At 73.3% G+C, this 19,903-nt stretch carries 23 protein-coding genes and 1 tRNA gene; 11 read left to right on the top strand and 13 right to left on the bottom strand.

The features are described 5' to 3' along the window. Positions 1–1,584, bottom strand: coding sequence for a beta-N-acetylhexosaminidase (locus tag ABZY31_RS04340; RefSeq protein WP_356404654.1), 1,584 nt, complete (start codon positions 1,582–1,584; stop codon positions 1–3). A 52-nt stretch (positions 1,585–1,636) separates the two neighbouring features. On the opposite strand from ABZY31_RS04340, the gene ABZY31_RS04335 reads away from it, so the two are divergent. The 3 genes from ABZY31_RS04335 (at position 1,637) to glmS (ending at position 4,777) form a co-directional block, all read left to right on the top strand. Continuing rightward, on the top strand, positions 1,637–2,512 hold the full coding sequence (locus tag ABZY31_RS04335) for a DUF4429 domain-containing protein (protein WP_356404652.1): 876 nt from the start codon (positions 1,637–1,639) through the stop codon (positions 2,510–2,512). Between the two features lie 107 nt (positions 2,513–2,619). Then, a complete protein-coding gene (locus tag ABZY31_RS04330) occupies positions 2,620–2,895 on the top strand; it encodes a hypothetical protein (protein WP_356404650.1) in 276 nt (91 codons plus the stop codon). Positions 2,896–2,959: 64 nt separating this feature from the next. Continuing rightward, on the top strand, positions 2,960–4,777 hold the full coding sequence (gene glmS, locus ABZY31_RS04325; protein ID WP_356404648.1) for a glutamine--fructose-6-phosphate transaminase (isomerizing): 1,818 nt from the start codon (positions 2,960–2,962) through the stop codon (positions 4,775–4,777). Between the two features lie 73 nt (positions 4,778–4,850). Here glmS and ABZY31_RS04320 read toward each other — a convergent pair whose 3' ends face one another. Both ABZY31_RS04320 and ABZY31_RS04315 read right to left on the bottom strand, forming a co-directional pair. Next, on the bottom strand, positions 4,851–5,417 hold the full coding sequence (locus ABZY31_RS04320; RefSeq protein WP_356404646.1) for an acetate uptake transporter: 567 nt from the start codon (positions 5,415–5,417) through the stop codon (positions 4,851–4,853). Between the two features lie 175 nt (positions 5,418–5,592). Further along, a complete protein-coding gene (locus ABZY31_RS04315; RefSeq protein ID WP_356404644.1) occupies positions 5,593–6,123 on the bottom strand; it encodes a universal stress protein in 531 nt (176 codons plus the stop codon). A gap of 432 nt (positions 6,124–6,555) precedes the next feature. Between ABZY31_RS04315 and ABZY31_RS04310 the strand changes: the two genes are divergently transcribed. The 4 genes from ABZY31_RS04310 to ABZY31_RS04295 all read left to right on the top strand — a co-directional run bounded on the left by ABZY31_RS04310 (position 6,556) and on the right by ABZY31_RS04295 (position 9,349). Next, complete coding sequence (locus ABZY31_RS04310) at positions 6,556–6,876, top strand: hypothetical protein (protein WP_356404642.1); 321 nt, start codon at positions 6,556–6,558, stop codon at positions 6,874–6,876. A 376-nt stretch (positions 6,877–7,252) separates the two neighbouring features. Continuing rightward, positions 7,253–8,425, top strand: coding sequence for a helix-turn-helix domain-containing protein (locus tag ABZY31_RS04305; protein ID WP_356404640.1), 1,173 nt, complete (start codon positions 7,253–7,255; stop codon positions 8,423–8,425). Between the two features lie 143 nt (positions 8,426–8,568). Further along, positions 8,569–9,171 (top strand): oligoribonuclease, encoded by a 603-nt coding sequence (gene orn, locus ABZY31_RS04300; protein WP_356404638.1) that lies wholly within the window; start codon positions 8,569–8,571, stop codon positions 9,169–9,171. Positions 9,172–9,276: 105 nt separating this feature from the next. Further along, positions 9,277–9,349, top strand: a tRNA-His gene (locus ABZY31_RS04295). Between the two features lie 84 nt (positions 9,350–9,433). Here ABZY31_RS04295 and ABZY31_RS04290 read toward each other — a convergent pair. Further along, the gene (locus ABZY31_RS04290) at positions 9,434–10,276 is read right to left on the bottom strand and encodes an NAD(P)H-binding protein (protein ID WP_356404636.1); all 843 of its coding nucleotides are present in this window, start codon (positions 10,274–10,276) and stop codon (positions 9,434–9,436) included. Positions 10,277–10,391: 115 nt separating this feature from the next. Between ABZY31_RS04290 and ABZY31_RS04285 the strand changes: the two genes are divergently transcribed. Beyond that, entirely contained in the window at positions 10,392–10,925 is a 534-nt protein-coding gene (locus tag ABZY31_RS04285) for a MarR family transcriptional regulator (protein WP_356404634.1), read from the top strand. An 18-nt stretch (positions 10,926–10,943) separates the two neighbouring features. Here ABZY31_RS04285 and ABZY31_RS04280 read toward each other — a convergent pair whose 3' ends face one another. From ABZY31_RS04280 to ABZY31_RS04260, 5 genes are all read right to left on the bottom strand, one after another. Beyond that, the gene (locus ABZY31_RS04280; protein WP_356404632.1) at positions 10,944–11,246 is read right to left on the bottom strand and encodes a hypothetical protein; all 303 of its coding nucleotides are present in this window, start codon (positions 11,244–11,246) and stop codon (positions 10,944–10,946) included. A gap of 98 nt (positions 11,247–11,344) precedes the next feature. Then, positions 11,345–11,980, bottom strand: a complete 636-nt coding sequence (locus ABZY31_RS04275) for a disulfide bond formation protein B (protein WP_356404630.1) — start codon at positions 11,978–11,980, stop codon at positions 11,345–11,347. Positions 11,981–11,994: 14 nt separating this feature from the next. Further along, complete coding sequence (locus ABZY31_RS04270; protein WP_356404628.1) at positions 11,995–12,159, bottom strand: DUF5993 family protein; 165 nt, start codon at positions 12,157–12,159, stop codon at positions 11,995–11,997. Positions 12,160–12,289: 130 nt separating this feature from the next. Further along, positions 12,290–13,687: a HAMP domain-containing sensor histidine kinase gene (locus ABZY31_RS04265; protein WP_356404626.1), complete on the bottom strand. Its 1,398-nt coding sequence runs from the start codon at positions 13,685–13,687 to the stop codon at positions 12,290–12,292. Positions 13,688–13,727: 40 nt separating this feature from the next. Next, complete coding sequence (locus ABZY31_RS04260; protein WP_356404624.1) at positions 13,728–14,417, bottom strand: response regulator transcription factor; 690 nt, start codon at positions 14,415–14,417, stop codon at positions 13,728–13,730. A 78-nt stretch (positions 14,418–14,495) separates the two neighbouring features. On the opposite strand from ABZY31_RS04260, the gene ABZY31_RS04255 reads away from it, so the two are divergent. Beyond that, entirely contained in the window at positions 14,496–15,032 is a 537-nt protein-coding gene (locus ABZY31_RS04255; RefSeq protein WP_356404622.1) for a hypothetical protein, read from the top strand. A gap of 18 nt (positions 15,033–15,050) precedes the next feature. On the opposite strand, the gene ABZY31_RS04250 is transcribed toward ABZY31_RS04255, so the two are convergent. Next, on the bottom strand, positions 15,051–15,644 hold the full coding sequence (locus ABZY31_RS04250; RefSeq protein WP_356404620.1) for a helix-turn-helix domain-containing protein: 594 nt from the start codon (positions 15,642–15,644) through the stop codon (positions 15,051–15,053). A gap of 73 nt (positions 15,645–15,717) precedes the next feature. On the opposite strand from ABZY31_RS04250, the gene ABZY31_RS04245 reads away from it, so the two are divergent. Beyond that, positions 15,718–16,218, top strand: coding sequence for an SRPBCC family protein (locus ABZY31_RS04245; protein ID WP_356404618.1), 501 nt, complete (start codon positions 15,718–15,720; stop codon positions 16,216–16,218). A 10-nt stretch (positions 16,219–16,228) separates the two neighbouring features. On the opposite strand, the gene ABZY31_RS04240 is transcribed toward ABZY31_RS04245, so the two are convergent. Both ABZY31_RS04240 and ABZY31_RS04235 read right to left on the bottom strand, forming a co-directional pair. Beyond that, positions 16,229–17,140, bottom strand: coding sequence for a fused MFS/spermidine synthase (locus ABZY31_RS04240; protein ID WP_356404616.1), 912 nt, complete (start codon positions 17,138–17,140; stop codon positions 16,229–16,231). A 45-nt stretch (positions 17,141–17,185) separates the two neighbouring features. After that, positions 17,186–17,596 (bottom strand): hypothetical protein, encoded by a 411-nt coding sequence (locus ABZY31_RS04235; RefSeq protein ID WP_356404614.1) that lies wholly within the window; start codon positions 17,594–17,596, stop codon positions 17,186–17,188. Between the two features lie 260 nt (positions 17,597–17,856). Between ABZY31_RS04235 and ABZY31_RS04230 the strand changes: the two genes are divergently transcribed. Beyond that, the gene (locus ABZY31_RS04230; RefSeq protein ID WP_356404612.1) at positions 17,857–19,200 is read left to right on the top strand and encodes a tetratricopeptide repeat protein; all 1,344 of its coding nucleotides are present in this window, start codon (positions 17,857–17,859) and stop codon (positions 19,198–19,200) included. A 23-nt stretch (positions 19,201–19,223) separates the two neighbouring features. Here ABZY31_RS04230 and ABZY31_RS04225 read toward each other — a convergent pair whose 3' ends face one another. Continuing rightward, positions 19,224–19,820, bottom strand: coding sequence for a histidine phosphatase family protein (locus tag ABZY31_RS04225; protein ID WP_356404611.1), 597 nt, complete (start codon positions 19,818–19,820; stop codon positions 19,224–19,226). Positions 19,821–19,903 lie beyond the last annotated feature (83 nt).

Genomic DNA, 19,903 nt, shown 5'->3' with positions numbered 1-19,903 from the left:
TCACGACCAGGGGACGTCCGGAGCCCGGTAGAACGTCACGCCCTGCTCGTCCAGCCGCGGCCCCTGGTCCGCCAGCCGCCGCGCGTACCCCGTCCAGCCGTGCGCGGTCTTCGGCGCCCAGCCCAGCTCCGCGAGCCCCAGCACCCGCGGGAAGGCCATGAACTCCAGGTCGGCCCGGGTCCCGATGGTCTCGGTCCACAGCGGGGCCTCCACCCCCAGCACCGCGGACTCCGGGACGCCGGCCCCGCCCAGGTAGGTCCCCGGGTCCCAGTCGTAGGCCCGGCGCACCGGCACGTATCCGGCCCAGGTCAGCCCGGGCCCCGTCGTCGCGTCGTACTTCATGTCGAGGTAGAGCCGGTCCGCCGGGGACAGGATCAGCGGGTGCCCGTTCTTCGCGGCGTCCGCCACCTTCCCCTTCTCGGTGGCCGAGGTGGACGCCGTCCCCCAGTACTGGAGCACCGCCCCGTCCGCCGGGCGGGCCCCCGCGAGCTGGTGCCAGGCCACGGCGGTCTTCCCGTACCGGGCCACCGACTCCTGCGCCCGGTCCATGAACGCCGCGTAGTCCTCGGCGGTGGTGCTGTGCGCCTCGTCCCCGCCGATGTGCAGGTACCGGCCGGGGGTCAGCTCCGCCAGCTCGCCGAGCACGTCGTCGATGAACCGGTACGTCACCTCCTTGCGCACGCACAGGGAGCTGAAGCCGACCTTGATCCCGGTGTAGCGCGCGGGGGCCTTGCCGTCGCAGTTCAGCTCCGCGTAGGAGGCCAGCGCCGCGTTGGTGTGCCCCGGCATGTCGATCTCGGGCACCACCTCGACGTGCCGCTCCCGCGCGTACTCCACCAGCGAGCGGTACTCCTCCTTGCTCCACGCCCCGCCGAGCCCGGCGCCGACCTCGCCGGCGCCCCCGTACGTCGCCAGCCGCGGCCACGCGTCGACGGCGAGCCGCCAGCCCTGGTCGTCGCTCAGGTGCACGTGCAGCGTGTTGACCTTGTACTGGGCGAGCTGGTCGACGTACCGCTTCGCCTGGCCGACCGGGAAGTAGTGGCGGGCGATGTCCAGCATCACGCCCCGGTAGGCGAAGCGCGGCCGGTCGGTGATCGTGCCGCCCTGGACGAGCCCGCCGCCCGCCGCGGGGACCAGCTGGCGCAGGGTCTGCACCGCGTAGAAGAGGCCGGCCGGGGTGCGGGCGGTCAGGGTCACGGCGCCGGGGCCGGAGGTCAGCTCGTACCCCTCCGCCCCCAGCCGGGCGGCCCCCTCGTCGATCCGCAGCAGGATCCCCTCCCGCTCGTCGCTGTCCACCACCAGCAACGACAGGCCGCTGGTGGCGCGCAGCTGCTCGGCGAGCCGGTCGGCGGCCTCCCGGGTGTCCGGCGAGGAGGGATCGGCGCGGATCACCGTGCCCGGACCGAGGGGGTAGCCGGTGCCCGGGGCGGCCGCTACGGCCCGTTCGGGCGCCGGGAGCAGCCGCTGGAAGGCGGGCAGCACGGGCGCCGGGGCCCCCGGTTTCGCGTCGTCGCCCTGGGCCGCGGAGCAGGAGACCGCCGCCATGAGGACCAGCAGGGCGGCGAAGGTGCGCGGGACTCTCATGAGCCCAGGTATAGGCCAGGAACGGCCGTGCGCACGGTGCGAGAATCCGGGCATGGCGGAAATCATCCAGAAGGATGGCAATTGGAGCTTCGACGGGGACGCGGTGCGCATCGTGCCGGGCCACGACAAGGGGGTGGGGCTGCTGCGGCAGACCCTCGGTGAGGTGGCCGTGCCGCTGGGGGCACTGGCGGGGATCTCCTTCGAACCGGGGCGCAAGGCGGGGCGGTTGCGGCTGCGGCTGCGGGACGGGGCCGATCCCCTGCTCCAGGTGGCGGGCGGGCGGCTGCCGGAGGGCTCGGACCCGTACGTGCTGACGGTGGCGGACCGCGCGGGCGTCGCGGAGTACTTCGTGGACGAGGTGCGGCGTGCGCTGCTGCTGGACGGGATGGACGCAGGGCCCGTGACCGGCTACCTGCTGCCGGGGCCCGCGGTGCCGCTCTCGGTGAGCGCCGGGGACGGATCGGTGTCCTTCGACGGGGACCGGATCGCGCTGGACTGGAACTGGAAGACCGAGGAGTCGAAGAGGTCCGCGGGCCCGCGGGACTTCCGGGCGGCCGACCTGCGGTCGGTGGAGTGGTTCCCCGCGGCGGGGATCGAGACCGGCTACCTCCGTTTCGCCCTGACGGGCGCGCCGCCCGCTCCCGCGCCGAAGTACGACCCGTACGCCGTGGAGCTGTTCGGCTTCAAGAAGGACCCGCTGATGGCTCTGGTGGCGGCGGCCGTGCTGGCGCGGCTGCCGCACCCGGCGGCCCCGCGGGACGCCGTTCCGCCGGCCTGGGCGCAGGAGCCGTCGGCCGGGGAGACGATGGTGGCGGACCACGACGCCCTGCTGCGGCGGCTGCGCGAGCTGGCCGACCTGCATCGGGTGGGAGTACTCACGGAGGACGAGTTCTCGGTCGCGAAGCAGGCCGTTTTGCGTCGTTTCTGACCGACCAGGACCGGATTATTCGCTTCCGTTGGTCCGTACCAGCTGAATCCTGCCCGATTCCGGGCAGGATTTTTGCGTTCCGATCGATCTCCGGTCAATATCTACGGGTGCCCGATCGCCGCCCGTCGCATGACGACCTCGTCGACCACCTGGTGCGCAGCACCGCGCTCCCCCGCGGCGAAGCCGCCCGGGTGGTGCTCGACGTCCTCGCGTACTTCGACGAGACGGCCGAGGAATTCGTCCGGCGCCGCCACCGCGAGCTGCAGTCCGGCGGCGCGGTGAACGCGGAGATCTTCGAGCGCATCGCGGCCGAGCTGCCGCACCGGGCCGTGGCGCCGCCGGAGCTGTCGCTGCGGCAGCTGCGCCGCATCGTCTACGGCTGAACCGGCCGGGCGGCCAGGGGCCGCCGCGGGCACACACACCGAACTTCAGGAGGGGCAGAACCGTATGTGCGGAATTGTGGGTTACATCGGCAAGCGTGACGTGGCACCGCTGCTGCTGGAGGGACTCCAGCGACTGGAGTACCGCGGCTACGACTCGGCCGGCATGGTCGTCAACACCCCCAAGTCCGGCGCCCTGAAGATGGTCAAGGCCAAGGGCCGGGTCCGCGACCTGGAGGCGAAGGTCCCCAAGCGCTTCACGGGCACCACCGGCATCGCCCATACCCGCTGGGCCACCCACGGCGCCCCGAGCGACCACAACTCCCACCCGCACCTGGACCCCGAGAACAAGGTCGCCGTCGTCCACAACGGCATCGTCGACAACGCCTCCGAGCTGCGCGCCAAGCTGGAGGCCGACGGGGTCGTCTTCGCCTCCGAGACCGACACCGAGGTGATCGTCCACCTCATCGCCCGCGCCCAGGCGGACACCCTGGAGGAGAAGGTCCGCGAGGCGCTCAAGGTCATCGAGGGCACCTACGGCATCGCCGTGATGCACGCCGACTTCGCCGACCGCATCGTCGTCGCCCGCAACGGCTCGCCCGTCATCCTCGGCATCGGCGAGAAGGAGATGCTCGTCGCCTCCGACGTCGCCGCGCTGATCGCCCACACCCGCCAGGTCGTCACCCTCAACGACGGCGAGATGGCCACCCTGAAGGCCGACGACTTCCGCACCTACACCACCAGCGGAACGACGACCACCGCCACCCCGGAGACCGTGGAGTGGGAGGCCGCCTCCTACGACATGGGCGGCCACGACACCTACATGCACAAGGAGATCTCCGAGCAGCCCGACGCGGTCGACCGCGTGCTGCGCGGCCGGATCGACGACCGCTTCTCCACCGTGCACCTGGGCGGCCTGAACCTGGACCCGCGCGACGCGCGCGGCATCCGCCGGGTCAAGATCCTGGGCTGCGGCACCTCCTACCACGCCGGTCTGATCGGCGCGGGCCTCATCGAGAGCCTGGCCCGGATCCCGGCCGACGCCGAGCCGGCGTCCGAGTTCCGCTACCGCAACCCGGTGGTGGACCCCGACACCCTCTACATCGCGGTGTCGCAGTCCGGTGAGACGTACGACGTGCTCGCGGCGGTGCAGGAGCTCAAGCGCAAGGGCGCCCGCGTCCTCGGCGTGGTCAACGTGGTCGGCTCGGCCATCGCCCGCGAGGCCGACGGCGGCGTGTACGTGCACGCGGGCCCCGAGGTCTGCGTGGTGTCCACCAAGTGCTTCACCAACACGGTGGTCGCCTTCGCGCTGCTCGCCGTCCACCTCGGCCGCATCCGCGACCTGTCCGTCACCGACGGCAAGCGGATCATCGAGGGCCTTCGCAGGCTGCCCGCCCAGATCCAGGAGATCCTGGAGGGCGAAGAGGACATCAAGGCGCTGGCCGCCGAGTACGCCGAGGCCAAGTCGATGATGTTCATCGGCCGGGTGCGCGGTTACCCGGTCGCGCTGGAGGCCTCGCTCAAGCTCAAGGAGATCTCCTACATCCACGCCGAGGCCTACCCGGCCTCCGAGCTCAAGCACGGCCCGCTCGCCCTGATCGAGCCCGCGATGCCCACGGTCGCGATCGTGCCGGACGACGACCTGCTGGAGAAGAACCGCGCGGCCCTGGAGGAGATCAAGGCCCGCAGCGGCCGGATCCTTGCGGTGGCCCACCGGGCGCAGGAAAAGGCCGACCACACCATTGTGGTGCCGAAGAACGAGGACGAGCTGGACCCGATCCTGATGGGCATCCCGCTCCAGCTGCTCGCCTACCACACGGCGCTGTCCCTGGGCCGGGACATCGACAAGCCGCGCAACCTGGCCAAGTCGGTCACCGTCGAATAGCCGTCCCGCCCCCGGGCGGCGAACCGCCCCTCGTGCGTCCCGCGCACGAGGGGCGGCCGCGTTCCGCCCGCGGTCAGCTCGCGGGGACGGCCCCGCGCGAGCGCCTGCCGACCGCCATCGGCCACTTGGCGAGCGCGGCGGTGGCCGCGTACCAGCCCAGCAGTCCGGCGACCGCCGCGACCCAGCCCGCCACCTTGGCCAGCGAGCCGCTGCCCGCGAAGGCGGATATGGCGAGCAGCACCAGCGAGAGGCACAGCAGGCCGTACAGGCCCTGGCCGAACGGACCGCTCGCCGCGCCCACGGCGAGGCTCAGCGCGAGCAGGGCGAAGAGCACCAGAAACGTTCCGCCCGCGTGCGCGGACACCTTGTCTCCGGCCCCACTGGCCCAGGTGAACCAGAAGGCGCCGAGGCCGGCGAACGCCGTGCCGTTGAAGCCGTTGCCGCCGCGGAATTCGAGGATCCCGCAGACGAACAGGGCGAGACCGCCGATGTACAGGGCGAGCGAGACGGAATCGGCGGCCGACACTCCGCTGATGATGCCGGTGTGGCCGATTCCGAACGCGAGAAGGGTCAGACCCAGGGCCAGGTGCCCCAGGGTCGACGTCGTGGCCGTGCTTCCCGCAGAGACGTCATTGTCCACGGCGGGCTCCCTTCGATCTGCAGTTTTGTGCTGGGTCCCAGCGGCTTTTATGTACCCTTCACAACCGCTCATTCCACCATTCGGCGGGTCACGGCTGGGTCACGGGACGCGTGACCGGGCGATCACAACTGGTGACGGAGTAGGGGTCGCGGGGGCGCCGCCCGGGGAGCCCGGATCAGGGAATGACGACGACCGGCCGCTGGGCCCGCTTCGCGAGACGGCCGGCCACCGAACCGAAGAGGCGCCCGACGAAGCCCTGGGTGGAGCCGACCACGATCGCGTCGGCCGCGTACTCGCGGCCGACCTCCTCCAGCTCGTGGCAGATGTCGCCGCCCCGCTCCACCAGGATCCACGGGACCTCGGCCAGATAGTCGGCGCAGGCGAGTTCCAGCCCCAGCACCTCGGTGCGGTGGTCCGGGACGTCCACGAAGACCGGCGGCTCACAGCCCGCCCACACCGTGGTGGGCAGCCGGTTGGCCACATGGACGATGATCAGACCGGAACCGGAGCGGCGGGCCATGCCGATCGCGTAGGCGAGCGCGCGTTCGCTGGACGTCGAGCCGTCGAATCCGACCACGACCCCGTGCCGGAAGGCCGGGTCGCAGGCGAGACGTGTCTGTTCCACCGCGCGCAGGTCGGCCGACGCGGAGTCGGCGAGGGACTTGCGCTTGCGGTCCGCGGGTTCGGAGAATTCGTGACCGGCCATGGGCGTCTCGGCGAAGGTCCTCGGGATCAGGGTCGCGCGGAATCGGCGACTCAGGGTGACGGGGGTCTGTCCGGGAAACCATCTTCCCAAGCCCTTACCCCCAGGGTACGGCGACACTCCTGCCGTGCACAGGGCTTGCCGCCCCTTGCCGCCCTTGGAGAGCGTCGAAGGGAGCATGCCGGAGCGCGGGCCGCTTGGCAATGGCCGCTGTCCCCTACAGGCAGTGACGAGCCACCCCTGCGCGCAGTGACCGAGCCCCGCCGCGCGGCGTTGGACAAGGGTCCGACCGTCCAGGAAGAGCGCAGGGAGTACGCCGTGCCCGGTCATCCGGTCCACCCCGTCCAGCCAGCTCCGCCGACCCCGCCTGCTCCACCCCTCCCCTCTTCACGCGCCTCCCTCGCCCCGTCCCGCCGCCGCTGCTTTCACTCGTCCGTGCTCCCCGCCCGGGAGGCCGACGCCGATCCGGCGGGTGACGTGGTGCGCTGGGCCGCCTTCAGCTGCCTGCTCGTCCCCGTGGTCCTCGTCGTCTACGGGACCTCCTTCGGCGGGGCCGCGGTCGCGACCCTGGGCCTGGTGGCCGTCACGGCGGTGTGCCGGGTGATGCTGCGCCAGTCGGAGAAGACCCTGCGGGCCGCCGCGCGGGTTCCGGTGGCCCTGCCTCCGGGCTCCGCCCCCCGCGGCCGGCACTCCCGCCCGGGGGCCGGAACCCACCGCGGCTGCCATGGGTCCGGCGGGATTTCCCCCCACGAATGACTGATTCGCACACGCGCGCCCGCACGTTTTAAGCCAACTTCACTTCCGGACCCCGCCCTTGCCGGAACGCCCGGCCCAGCGCCCCACCACCAGGGACGACGGCGCCGGGGGAACGCTCTGACCCTATGCGTACTGGCCAGGGGCCGACGGCGCACTTCCCACCCGCCTGGCGGAGTGGAAGGGTTCCTGATCGAATGCTTTTCGCCAAGTTGCCAAGTCGACATAGCGCTGCGTGCTGAACTTGTCACGCCGACACCACGGGACGCAGTAGATTCGATCATGTTTTTACGGCGGGGGATCCACGTGCAAGGCCGAGGGGAAACGTGCAGGTGCGACCAGACCAAGGAGTCGCGACACCCAAGGGGGGCTTAGCGCCATGAGCCAGGATTCCACCGCCGTCGTCGCGGACGCCGGCCGGAAGCTCGCAGGGCGCCGCCGCAGGGAAATTGTTGCGGTGCTGCTCTTCAGCGGCGGTCCGATCTTCGAGAGTTCCATTCCACTCTCCGTGTTCGGCATTGACCGGCAGGACGCGGGAGTTCCACGCTATCGACTGCTCGTGTGCGCCGGGGAGGACGGTCCGCTGCGGACCACCGGCGGGCTCGAACTGACCGCGCCGTACGGGTTGGAGGCGATCGCCCGGGCAGGCACGGTCGTCGTTCCGGCCTGGCGCTCCATCACTTCGCCGCCGCCGCCCGAGGCGCTCGACGCACTGCGTCAGGCGCACGAGGAGGGGGCCCGGATCGTCGGACTGTGCACGGGGGCCTTCGTGCTCGCCGCCGCCGGTCTGCTGGACGGCCGGCCCGCGACGACGCACTGGATGTACGCGCCGACGCTGGCCAAGCGGTATCCGTCCGTCCATGTCGACCCGCGCGAACTCTTCGTGGACGACGGCGACGTGCTGACGTCCGCGGGCACCGCGGCCGGAATCGACCTGTGCCTCCACATCGTGCGCACGGACCACGGCAGCGAGGCGGCCGGGGCACTGGCCCGCCGGCTCGTCGTGCCGCCGCGCCGCACCGGGGGCCAGGAGCGCTACCTCGACCGGTCGCTGCCGGAGGAGATCGGCGCCGACCCGCTCGCCGAGGTCGTCGCCTGGGCGCTGGAGCACCTCCACGAGCAGTTCGACGTGGAGACGCTGGCGGCGCGCGCCTACATGAGCAGGCGCACCTTCGACCGGCGGTTCCGTTCGCTTACCGGCAGTGCGCCGCTGCAATGGCTGATCACCCAGCGGGTGCTCCAGGCGCAGCGGCTGCTGGAGACCTCCGACTACTCGGTCGACGAGGTGGCCGGCCGCTGCGGCTTCCGCTCGCCGGTCGCGCTGCGCGGGCACTTCCGCCGGCAGCTGGGGTCCTCTCCCGCCGCCTACCGCTCCGCCTACCGGGCGCGCCGGCCGCAGGCCGACGCCTCGCAGGTGGGGCAGCTCTCGGACGGGCCCGTTCCGCACCAGCGCACACCGCAGCCCCAGCGGGCCGCGGCCGCCCTGGCGGCCACCGGACCGTCGGTGACCGAGCTGTACTCCCCCGGCCGGGTCCTGCGCGAGCACGCGTAGTCCCCGCCCCGGGCGGACACCGCTGAACGGCAGGTGCCCCCGGCCCTTGATCAGGGCCGGGGGCACCTGCGCGTCCGGCGGGCGCATCACCGGCGCCCTCCGGGGGGTCCGTGGAAAGGAAAGCTCCGCATAAGGTGGGACGCATGAACGATCGCATGGTGTGGATCGACTGCGAGATGACCGGGCTCTCGTTGGCGGACGACGCACTTATCGAGGTGGCCGCACTGGTCACCGACTCGGAGCTCAACGTGCTCGGCGAAGGCGTGGACATCGTGATCCGCCCGCCGGACGCCGCCCTGGAGACCATGCCCGACGTGGTGCGCGAGATGCACACCTCGTCCGGCCTGCTCGACGAGCTGGCCGGCGGGACCACCCTCGCGGATGCCGAGGCCCAGGTCCTGGCCTACGTACGCAAGCACGTGAAGGAACCGGGCAAGGCCCCGCTGTGCGGGAACTCGGTCGGCACCGACCGCGGTTTCCTGCTGCGCGACATGGCCACGCTCGAGGCCTACATGCACTACCGGATCGTGGACGTGTCCTCGGTCAAGGAGCTGGCGCGCCGCTGGTACCCGCGGGCCTACTTCAACAGTCCGCCCAAGAGCGGCAACCACCGGGCGCTCGCGGACATCAAGGAGTCCATCGCCGAGCTGCGCTACTACCGCGAGGCGGTCTTCGTCCCGCAGCCGGGCCCGGACTCGGACACCGCCCGGACCATCGCCGCCAAGCACGTCATCCCCGCCGAATAGCGGCCTGCCGCGCGGGGCCCCGCGGGCCGGGGAAAAGGTGGGAGCGAGCACCCTCTCGGACCCTGTACCCTTTTAATCGGCCGGTCGGGATTCCCGCCGGGCATGGTGGGTGTAGCTCAGTTGGTAGAGCACCTGGTTGTGGTCCAGGTGGCCGCGGGTTCAAGTCCCGTCACTCACCCTGTGGAAGGGCCCCGGTTCGCGCGAGCGGACCGGGGCCCTTCGCGTTTCCCCGGTGCGGTAGGCCGCGCGGTCCGCGGGGCGCTCACGCGCCCGCGAACTCGGCGGCGTGATCCTCGGCCCAGTCGGCGAAGGAGCGGGCCGGGTGCCCGGTGAGGCGCGGGAGGTCGCCGGTTATTTCCACCGGCCTCCCGTCCCCCGCGGCCCAGTAGGCCAGCAGCGAGTCGGCGTAGGGGCCCGGTACATACTGCGCGACGGATTCCTTCCACGCCTGCGGACTGAGCGTCTCGAAGCGGACGGGCCGGCCCAGCACCTCGGCGAGGATCTCCAGCTGCTCCGCGAAAGTCAGCGACCGGGGCCCGGTGAGGAGGTGGGCCCGGCCGTCCGGACCCGGATCGGCGAGGACGGCGAAGGCCGCCTCGACGAGGTCCGCCTCGTGGAGCGGGTCGCTGTGCGCGTGCGGGTAGGGAAGGAGCACCGGCTCGCCGGAGCGGATGGGCCAGGACCAGCTCCGCGCGTTGCTCGCGAAGGAGCCGGGGCGCAGCAGGGTGGACCGGACGGGGGCGGCCAGGAGGGCCTCCTCCACGGCGAGGTGGGAGGCGGCCAGGGCGCTCTCGCGGGCGTCGGGAGCCAGCACGCTGGAGGAGGACAGGAGCACGATGTGCTCCACCCCGGCGCGGACGGCTTCGGCCAGGAAGTCGTCTATGCCCTCGGCGGCGGCGTAGAGGAAGACGGAGCGGATGCCGTCGAGCGCGGCGGGGAAGGTCGTGGGGTCGGTCAGGTCGCAGTGGACCGCGCCGGGCGGCGCGGAGCCTCCCGCCGCTCCGGGCTCGCGGGAGGCGAGCCGGAAGGGGACGTCGCGCTCGGCGAGGAGCGCGGCGAGGCCCCGGGCGATGGCTCCGCGGCCTCCGGTGACGAGGATCGTCATGGCGGGTGGTTCCTTTCACGTCGGTGGTGCGCTCGGTTAAGATGAAGACGTGGCGCAGATTCTGTGTGACACACCCTCTGCGTCACACAGATAAATCTGGAGCATGGAGAAGCCGATGTCAACAGATTCACTTCCTTCGGGTGGTTCCCAGCCCGGTGACTCGCAGCCGTGGACCCGCGCCGAACTGCTCGCGCGCGTCGTCACCGAGAGCCAGCGGCACTACGCCGACTACTCCCTCTTCAGCCAGGCCCTGGCCGATCACGTCGGTCTGCACCCCACCGACCTGCAGTGCATCGCGCTCCTCGACATCGAGCCCGGCCCCGTCAGCACCGGCGACATCGCCCGCCTCACCGGCCTGACCTCCGGCTCGGCCACGCGCCTCGTGGACCGGATGGTCAAGGCGGGCATCGTCGAGCGCCGGGCCGACCCCCACGACCGCCGCCGCTCCCTGGTCGCCCTCGCCCCCGAGGCCCGGGCACGCATCGGCGCGGCCTGGGACGCCCCGGGCCGCGCCTTCGGCGAGGTCCTGGCCGGCTATTCGGACACGGAACTGGCCGTCATCGCCGACTACCTGCACCGCGCCGCCGAGGTCGGCCGCGCCCAGGCCCGGCGCCTTGCCTCGGGCGCGGCGGACGAACCCGCCCCCTGAGCGGCGCCGGGCGGCCCTTCAGCCGGCGGTGCGGTCGAGCGCCCGCAGCCCCTTGGCGAGGTCGTCCTGATTCATCACGGGGAAGATCTCGATCTCGGCGTTGACCTGCACGAACAGGTCCTCGGCCAGCGGCGGCAGCTGGGCGCTGTCCTGCATGTCGAAGACGATCCAGCAGGACCGGACCCCCTCGGACAGGCCGAAGTAGGCGGACTCGGGCTTCAGGGTCTCCATCAGCCTGCCCACCATCTCGCTCATGGTGCCGTTCTGGATGCCCTCATTGGCGGCGGCCGTGTCGAAGTGGGCGCGGAGCATGACTCTCATGCTGACTCCTTCCGTCACGCCCACCCTCGGCGCGCCCTCCGCACCCGGCAACGCGGCCGCACCCGTCAGGGGCGGGCACGGCCGGGGCGCGCCGGGCCTCAGCCGAGGATGCCGAGGTCGTACGGCAGCCGGTACCTCGTCGGGTCGTCCGGGAGGAACCAGTGGAACCCCTCCTCGAAGAAGACGGCCACCAGGTTCACCGCGATCACCACGCCGAGGAACCACAGCGCGAACACCCCGACCGCCCGGTACGGCCCGTCCTCCGGCACCGCCCGGTCCGCCGTCGCGTGCGCGAAGGCCAGTACGACGCCGATCGCGACCACCGAGGCCTGGAAGAGCACCCACGCCCACACGTACAGGTGCAAGCCGAAGACCTCGCTCCCGAACCCCTTGTCCCCCGGCAGGACGTGCAGCATCGTCTGGCGCCAGGAGGCGAAGGACCCGGCGGTCACCGCGACCAGGGCCAGCCCCCAGCCCGTCATGTAGTCCCGCCCGGTCACCGCCCCCGTACCGATCCCCGTACGGATGATGGACGCCGCCCCCATCGCGGCCAGCAGCATGAACATCCGCTGCACCACGCAGAGCGGGCAGGGGTACTCCCACAGCACGAACTGGAAGAACAGGCCCCCGCAGACGACCCCCGTCCAGCCGATGGCGAAGACGCAGGCGAACCAGTACTGGACCCGTCCCAGCAGCCCGCCGGCCAGCGGGGCCTCGGGCATGATGCTGCGCATCGCGGCCACGGCGGTCAGTAGCTCAGGGTCAGGGCGAGGCCGCCGGTGACGTGGTGCGCCATCAGCAGGATCACGGCGACCAGTGCGACCCACCAGGCCGCGAGCACGAGCCTGCGGGAGGAGTCCCGGCACATCGTGACCAGCGTGGCGAGGAGCCCGCCGAAGAGAAGGGTGTCCATGCGCCGGACCGTACCGACCGGGCCGCGCGCCCCTCACGAGGCGCGCCCCCCGCCCGCCTGCGCTTCCCCCCCTTGAGCCGCCTTCGCCGCCCCTCAGCCGCCGGCCCTCGCCCGCCCCGCCGCCGGCCGCTCAGCGGCCCCGCTTGCGCCGCCCCCGGCGCCCGCGCGCGCCGTCCGGCCTGCCGCGGGTCCGCCCGTCCAGCGCGAGCCACACCCGTACCTCGGTCCCCCCGAGCACCGAGCGCCCCAGCCGTACGTCCCCGCCGGTCGATTCCGCGACCCGGCGCACGATGTCCAGGCCGAGCCCCGTGGACCCGTCCCGGCCCCCGTCGTTCCCGCGCCGCAGCGCCGCGTCCGGGTCGGCGATCCCCGGCCCCGCGTCCGAGACCAGCACGATCACCGCGTCCCCGGCGTCGTGCACGTCCACCGCGAAGGGGGTGCCCTCGGGGGTGTGCCGGAAGACGTTGCCGAGCATCGCGTCCAGCGCGGCCGACAACTCCGGCCGGGCCACGGGGATCCGTACGACCCCGTCCACGCCCGCCAGCCGCACCTCGCGGCCCTCGTCCTCCGCCAGCGCCGACCAGAAGTCCATCCGCTCCCGGATCACCTCCGAGGCGTCGCACCCGCCGCCGGAGAACCCCTGGGCGGCGGCGGGCCGCTGCTCGCGCGCGGTGCGGATGATCGTGTCCACCTCGCGCTCCAGCTGCTCGACGGCGGCGCGGGTCTGCTCGGCCGCCGGACCCTCCCCGAGCGAGGCCGCGTTGAGCCGCAGCACCGTCAGCGGCGTCCGCAGCCGGTGCGAGAGGTCGGCGGCCAGCTCCCGTTCGCCGGCGAGGAGTTCCACGACCTGGTCCGCCATGGAGTTGAACGCGACGGCCGCCGACCGGAGTTCCTTCGGCCCCTCTTCGGGCACCCGGGCCCCCAGCTTCCCCTCGCCCAGCCGGTGGGCGGCGTCGGCGAGCCGTTCGGCGGGGCGCACCAGGCGCGCGCCGAGCCGGTCCGCGACCGCCACCGAGCCCACGACCAGGGCGAGTCCGACTCCCGCGAGGACCAGCCAAGCGGTGGTGACACCGTTGCTGACCTCGCGCTCGGGCACGTGGATCTCGATCACCGCGATGTCGCCGGAGCCGAGGGCGGTGGGCTGGAGCAGCGCCGATCCCCCGCCCGGGACCGAGGTGGTCATCGCGCGTCCGTAGGAGCGGGTCTCGGCGACCGCCCGGGCCCCCGCCCAGCCCGCGCCGTCCTCCCCGGGTCCGCCGATGTCGACGGCCGGGCCGCCGCCCACCGGCGGCACGTGCACGGCCATCCGGTGGGCGGCGCCCGCCTGCGTGGACTCGACGGCCTTGCGCAGTTGGAGCGGGTCGGTGGTGATGGAGAGGGTGGGGCCGATGGTGGCCGCCTGCCGTTCGGCGTTGGAGAACGCCCGGTCGCCGGCCATCTCGCGGACGACCAGCCCGAGCGGGATCGCGAAGGCGGCGACCACCATGGTGGTCACGGCGAGGCACACCTTGACGAGCGCCCACCTCATCGCGGACCGCCGCGCCCGCCCGGTCCGCCTCGCGCACCGGTCACAACGGCGGTTCCAGCTTGACGCCCACACCCCGCAGCGTGTGCAGGTAGCGCGGGCTGGCCGCCGTCTCGCCGAGCTTGCGGCGCAGCCAGGACAGGTGGACGTCGATCGTCTGGTCGTCGCCGTACGCCTGCTGCCACACCTCGGCCAGCAGCTCCCGCCGCGCCACGACCACCCCGGGCCGCCCGGCCAGGAAGGCCAGCAGGTCGAACTCGCGCCGGGTCAGGTCCAGTGCGGTCCCGTCCAGCTCGGCCTGGCGCCGTAGCGGGTCGATCGCCAGCCCGCCCACCCGCAGCACCCGCGAGGGCGGTTCGCCGCCCGCGGCCGCGCGCGCCCGGCGCAGGACGGCGGCCATCCGGGCGGACAGGTGCTCGACGGAGAACGGCTTGACGAGGTAGTCGTCGGCGCCGTCGTTGAGCAGCCGGACGATCTCCGCCTCGTCGTCGCGCGCGGTCGCGATGATGACCGGTACGTCGGTGATCCCGCGCAGCATCTTCAGCGCCTCCGACCCGTCCAGGTCGGGCAGCCCGAGGTCCAGGACGACCACGTCGAAGGAGTGGTGCGCGACCTCGCGCAGGGCTTCCAGGGCGGTCCCGACGCTGCGCACGGTGTGGGAGGCCTCGGTGAGGTGCCGGATGAGGGCGGAACGTACGAACTGGTCGTCCTCGACCACGAGCACACTTGCCATGAGCGGCACCGTACGCCATTCGGGTGGTACCGCAGGCCCCGGACCGCCACTCGGACGGGTGGTGCAGGATGTCCCCTGATGCAACGAGGACTGGTCCACGCACTGGCCTGGACGCTGTCGACCGGAGCTGCGGTGACGCTCTCCTGGTGGGGCGTCCACACCGTCATGTCCGGTACGGTCTACGATCCTCCGCGCGCCGTGCCGCTGACCGCGCTGCCCCGGTCCTCCTCGACCGGCGACGCCCTCACACCCTCCCCCTCGCCGTCGGCCACGCCCTCCCCCGGCCCGTCGGCCGCCGCGTCCACGCCCCCGCCGTCACCGTCCCCGGCACCCCGAACGACCTCTGCCGCGCCCCCGGAGCAGCCGCAGGGCCGTCCTTCGGACGAGGCCGCCGGGAGCGTCAGGAGCTACGCGGTCCAGGGCGGCCGGGTCGTCCTCGACGTCGGCGGCGCCGCGGGCCAGCTGGTCTCCGCAACCCCGGAGGCGGGCTGGCGGATGCAGGTGTGGAAGCAGACCGAGTGGATCCGGGTGGACTTCACCCGCGACGACCGCACGGCGTCCGTCTTCTGCACCTGGAACGGCCACCCGCCGCTGGTCGAGCTCGTCGACCGCTGACCCGGGCGGGCGGCTCGGTCAGGACCGCTCCGGGGCCCCGTGCAGGAGCAGTTCGAGCACCGCGTCGACGTGCGCGGCCACCCGGCCCTCCTCGGCGCCGCCGAGCGGGAGCACCCCCGGCAGTCTGGTCTCCAGTTCGTCCTGCCCGACGTACGCGGTGTAGCCGAGCGCCGCGCGCCGCGCGGCGGTCTCCGGCGGGAAGCCGATCTCCTCGAACAGCCCGGTGATGTAGTCGAGCCGGCGGCGCACCACCCGGCGCACCACGGGCGCCACCAGCTCGTGGTCGGCCGCCGCGAGCAGGTTGGCCGCCGCGGCGCCGCGCCCGAGGCCGGTGGTCACCCGGGTGAACAGGATGCGCAGCCGGGCCCGCGGGTCGGGCTCGGCGGCGAGGTCCGCGATGGTCGCCTCGGTGAAGCGGCGTTCCCAGAGCGCGAGGGCCGCCTCGATGAGCGCGTCGCGGTGGGTGAAGTGCCAGTAGAAGCTGCCCTTGGTCGTGCCGAGGCGCGCCGCGAGCGGCTCGACGGCCACCGCCGCGAGCCCGCGCTCGCCGATCGCGTCGAGCGCCGCCGCCGCCCAGTCGTCCGCCGTGAGCCGTCGTCTGCTTCGTTCCACGTCCATACGCTACCGTACGGTCAGTCCATACGCCTCCGTATGGACACCCGCGCAGGGCATGCAGGGAGACGACGTGCAGAACGTGCAGGAACGCACCATCGACGCCCCCGCCACCGAGGTCGGCGCACTCCTCGACCGGCTGGGCACCCCGGACGACCGGATCTGGCCCGCACCGGCCTGGCCTCCACTGGTCCTCGACGCCGGCCCGGCCGTCGGCTCGCGCGGCGGGCACGGGCGGATCGCTTACGCGGTGGTCGCGTACGAACCGGGCAGGCGCATACGGTTCGCCTTCGCCCCCGGGCGCGGCCTCGACGGCCACCACGAGTTCGTGGTGATCCCCCAGGGGCCGGAGCGCTGCCGGATCTCCCACGTGGCGCGGGGGCGGCTGGAGGGGCGGATGCGCCTGCTGTGGCCGCTGATGATCCGCTGGCTGCACGAGGCCCTGCTCCAGGACCTCTTCGACAACCTCCAGCGCGCGGCGACCGGCCACCTGCCGCGCCCGGCCCGCTGGTCGCTGCGGGTGCGCCTGCTGCGCCGGGCGCTGAGCCGCAGCGCGCCGTCCGGGACCGCGTAGGCGGGGCCCCTCAGCGGAAGACGGACGGCGGCGGTACCGGCGAGGCCACCGCGGTCGCGTCGGCGACCGGCGCGGCGCCGCCCGCGAAGGCGGCCAGTTCGCGGCCGTATTCGACCCGTCCGGGATGCGGGTCGCTCGCCACCCGGCGGGTGAACTCGGCCACCGGCAGCTCTTGGTCGGCGGCCACGAGCACCGCGTTGCCGAACCGTTTCCCCCGCCACACCACCGGATCGGCGGCCATCGCCAGCTGCCCGAACCGGGAGGCGGCGGTGGCGATCTGGCCGCGCAGGTGGGCGAGCGGCGGCCCGTCCGCGAGGTTGGCGACGTACCACCCGGTGGGGTTCAGCACTCGGCGTACGTCGTCCAGGAACTCGGCGCTGGTCAGGTGAGCGGGGGTGCGCGCGCCGCTGAAGACGTCGGCGATCACGAGGTCCGCCCAGCCGTCCGGGAGCTTCCCGAGCCCGGCCCGTGCGTCGGTGGCCCGGACCCGGACCCGCGCCTGCGGGTCCAGCGGCAGGTGGGTCCGTACGAAGGCCACCAGCCCCGCGTCGATCTCCACGACCTGCTGGGCGGAGCGGGGGCGGGTGGCGGCGGTGTAGCGGGCCAGGGTGAAGGCCCCGCCGCCCAGGTGCAGCACGTTGAGGGGCCGGCGGGCGGGGGCGGCCAGGTCGATGAGGTGCCCGATCCGGCGCTGGTAGGAGAAGTCCAGGTACCGCGGGTCGTCGAGGTCCACGTGGGACTGCGGGGCGCCGTCGATCAGCAGGGTCCAGGCGCGGGTGCGCTCGCGGTCCGGCGCCAGCTCCGCCGTGCCGCCGTCGACGGGCCCGGTGAGCGGGCCGGTGGCCGCGGACCGCCCGCCACCGCCGCCGCCGCTCGCGCTCCCGCTGCCGCCCCGTTCGCCGCGCTGCCTGCCCTTAGCCATGCCGTCATTATGACGTCGTCCCAGCTCACGAGCCCGTCCCGGTGGTCAGCGGCAGTTGTCGGCGGCCTCGATCAGCCGGGCGGCCTCGCCGAGGGCGGCGCGCAGCACCACCGGGTCGGTGACCGGACCGGTGGAGTCCGGGGGCAGCAGCCAGCCGGTGCCGCCCGCCGCGGGGGATTCGCCGAACAGCCGGATGCCCCGGCCGTTGGTCTGCGTACACGCGCTGCCCGGCATGTCCCAGGCGTCGGCCGTGCCGGGCGGTACCAGGAATCCGAGGGTGTCGCCGGACCCGTCGTGCAGCACCGGGCCCACTCCGCTGTCCCGGGCCGCGGCGCGGCGGATGATGTCCACCGCCTCCAGCCCCTGGCGGGTCGGCACGGTCACCAGGTCCGGGGCGGGAGCGCCCGCCGCGGCCGTGCCCGGCTCGGGCAGGGTGTATGTCGCAGTGCTCTCCATGCCGGCCTCCAACAAAGGGAACCCCTCCTCGATGCGCGCGCCGGCCGGGAGTCGCCTCCCGGTCCGCATGGTTCAACGCACGGGGTCGTCAACGGGTGCGGCGACAGGACGCCGCAAAGGATGGCAGTTCATGGCGGATCGCGGGTGAGATATCCGTTTTGTAGGCAAACACCGTGTGAACCCGCCTTCGTCGGCGGTACGTTCATGCGCGCCGGAACTCCAGATCGCCGGCAGCGTTCCTCGCCAGAGAGGCCACGTCCATGGCGGCGTACCCCCACTCACCCAACACGGCGTTCCGACGGTTCCGCGGGCAGCGCTCCCCCGCCGAGTTCGCGGGGTTGGTGCGCCGGGCGGCGAAAGAGATCGGAGAAACGGTTTCCTGCGACGCCCGTTACATCGGACGGGTCGAGTCGGGGGAGATCCGCTGTCCCAACTACGCCTACGAGCGCGTGTTTCTGCACATGTTCCCCGGGCACACGCTCCTCGATCTCGGTTTCTCCCCGCGCGAGGCGGTCCGCGGCCGGTCCGCGCACCGGGTCCCCACCCCGCGGGTCCCCTCCCCACCCCTGTCCCTGTTCCCAGGCTCCACGCATTCCTCCAAGGAGAGCGACGTGCTGCGTCGCGCATTCATGGCGGGCGGCTCCGCGACCGTGGCGGCAGCCGCGACGCTGAACCTCGCCCTGCTCGGCGACAACCGCCGCACCCCCGCCCGGGCCGGCGCGGCCGAGGCCGCGGCGGTCGAGGACGCCGTACGCCAGATCCGCCTGCTGGACGACCGGCACGGCGCGGACGCCCTGTACCGCAAGGCGGCCCAACCGCTGCGCGCCGCCTACGCGTTGCTGGACGCCGGGGCCACCCGCCAGTCCACCGAGGACCGGCTGCAGGCGGGCGCGGGCGAACTGGCCATCTCGGTGGGCTGGCTGGCGCACGACTCGGGCCGGTTCGAGGACGCGCGCTCGCACTACGCGGAAGCCCTCGCCACCGCCCGGGTCTCCGGTGACGCGGCCCTGGAGGCGCACGCCTTCAGCAACGCGGCCTTCCTGGCCGGGGACCGCGGGCGGCCCCGCGAGTCCGTACGGGCGGCCCAGGCCGGCGCCCGGGCGGCCCGCGGCCTCGGCTCCGCGCGGCTGCTGGCCCTGCTGGCCCTGCGCGAGGCGGGCGGCTGGGCCGGGATGGCGGACCGGCGGTCCTGCGAGGACGCGCTGACCCGGGCGCACACGCACTTCTCGCGCGGCCCGGCCGCCGCCGACCCGGAGTGGATGTCCTTCTTCGGGGAGGCGGAGCTGGAGTTCCTGGAGGCCCGCTGCTGGGCGGCGCTGGGCGAGTACTCCCGCGCCGCCCGGCACGCCCGGCGGGCCGCCGACCTCCAGGACCCGCACTTCGCCCGCAACGTCGCCCTCTACACCTCGGAGCTGGCCGACGACCTGGCCCGCGCGGGCGCCCCCGACGAGGCGGCCTGGGCGGGCCACCGGGTCCTGGACCTGCTGGCCGAGGTGCAGTCGACGCGGGTGCAGTCGATCCTGGCGGGCACGGCCCGCACGCTGGTCCCGCACCAGCGCTCGCCGCGCGTCGGCGACTTCCTGGCCCGGCACGCCTCGGCCTGACGAGCGGCCCCGCCGCCCGGGGGCTACGTGTCCAGGTGCCCGGTGTCGTTCCAGCGTTCCAGCGCCGGGGAGCCGTAGGCCCAGCCGAGGACCGACAGCGAGGTCGGGTCCAGCTTGATCCGGGCGCCGAAGGAGATGTCCAGGCCGAGCCAGCGGGCGGCGAGGGCGCGCAGGATGTGGCCGTGGGCGAAGACCAGCACGTCGCGCTCGGAGGAGCGGGCCCAGGTCACGACCTCGTCGGCGCGCGCGGAGACGTCGGCGAGCGATTCGCCGCCGCGCGCGCCGTCGCGCCAGATGAGCCAGCCGGGCTGGATCGCGTGGATCTCGGCCGGGGTCATGCCCTCGTAGTCGCCGTAGTCCCACTCCATGAGCAGGTCCCAGGGCGTCGCCTGGAGGCCGAAGCCGGCGATGTCGCAGGTCTCGCTGGCCCGGATCAGCGGGCTGGTGCGCACCTCGATGCCCGGCAGGCCCGCCCAGGGGTCGCGGCCCAGGCGCTCGCCGAGCAGCTTCGCGCCCCGCTTCCCCTCGTCCAGCAGCGGGATGTCCGTACGTCCCGTGTGCTTGCCGGACAGCGACCACGCCGTCTGTCCGTGCCGGGCCAGCAGGATGCGGGGGGCCATGTCTTTTTCTCCCGGTCCATCAGAGTTCACGGGGCATTGCCATGCTTGCCGTGGATCATATGGTTCTGTCTTCAGCTCATCAT

It is taken from the genome of Streptomyces sp. NPDC006529 (genome assembly GCF_040611795.1).
GTDB lineage: Bacteria > Actinomycetota > Actinomycetes > Streptomycetales > Streptomycetaceae > Streptomyces.
Note: the sequence above shows the minus strand (reverse complement) of the source record. Positions and strands in the feature narration are given on the sequence as shown.